Source organism: Collinsella bouchesdurhonensis (genome assembly GCF_900155365.1).
Classification (GTDB): domain Bacteria; phylum Actinomycetota; class Coriobacteriia; order Coriobacteriales; family Coriobacteriaceae; genus Collinsella; species Collinsella bouchesdurhonensis.
In genome coordinates, this window is record NZ_LT699741.1 from 1 (window position 1) to 826 (window position 826).

The window sequence follows — 826 nt, forward strand, 5'->3', positions numbered from 1 at the left end:
ACTTGGAGGCCGTGCCGGACGGTGCGCTCGGCTTGGCCGCCGGGGCGCTGCCGCCCTTGGCCATGGCGTCGTACCACTCCTGGGCGCGCTTCATGTACGCGTCCTTCTGGGAGGACTGCAGCGAGGCCGGGCAGGCGGTCGAGCTGAAATGGCTGTGGGGGAAGACGTTCTTGCCCCATGCCGGACGGCCGAGGCCGTAGGCGAGGCAGAGCGCCGCCACGAGGTGCGCGCCGGACTCGAGGCACTTGTCAGAGATGCGCCAGGGGTCGGAGCTGATGTCGGCGTGCTCGATGTTGATGCTTCGGCAGTTGGCGTCGAAGTCTCCGAGCGCCCAGGCCGTGTCGCAGTCGTGCACGAGCTGCCCGATGATGCCGTCGCTCTGCACCTGGTAGTGGGCCGAGGCCTGGCGGGTCTGCCAGACGTTCCAGCAGCCCTGAACGCTCAAGTTGCCGGCGTTGTGGTGGATGCCGATGTACTGGATCTTGCGTCCGCGGCGACCGGGCGTGTAGTGCTTGTTTAGCCACTTGTTGACGTCGGCGTGGAGTCCCTTGAAGTCCATGCTAGTCCTCCTCCCCCTTGCACCCGTCGAAGTGCTTGAGCGTCTCCTCGCTCAGGCTCTCGCCGGTGTCGTCCACCGGCAGCGTCTTCTCGTCGCTCATCTAGTCCTCCTTCGTGGTCGATGCGAGCGGGCTCTTGCCGCCCGCCACCTCCGGCAGTCCCGCCACGGAGGTGAGCAGGCTCACCACTGCGGCGACGCCGGACACGCTCGCGATCTGCAGCCAGTCGAGGTCGGTGAAGCCGACCGCGCCGGTGCCGATGAGCGAGA

At 67.4% G+C, this 826-nt stretch carries 2 protein-coding genes; both read right to left on the reverse strand.

Features of this window, described 5'->3' with window-relative positions; genetic code table 11:
• On the reverse strand, positions 1 to 559 hold a 559-nt coding region (locus BQ9843_RS04950; RefSeq protein ID WP_143327633.1), incomplete at its 3' end, for a peptidoglycan recognition protein family protein.
• Between the two features lie 100 nt (positions 560 to 659).
• Positions 660 to 818, reverse strand: coding sequence for a holin (locus tag BQ9843_RS08925; RefSeq protein WP_268258800.1), 159 nt, complete (start codon positions 816 to 818; stop codon positions 660 to 662).
• Positions 819 to 826 lie beyond the last annotated feature (8 nt).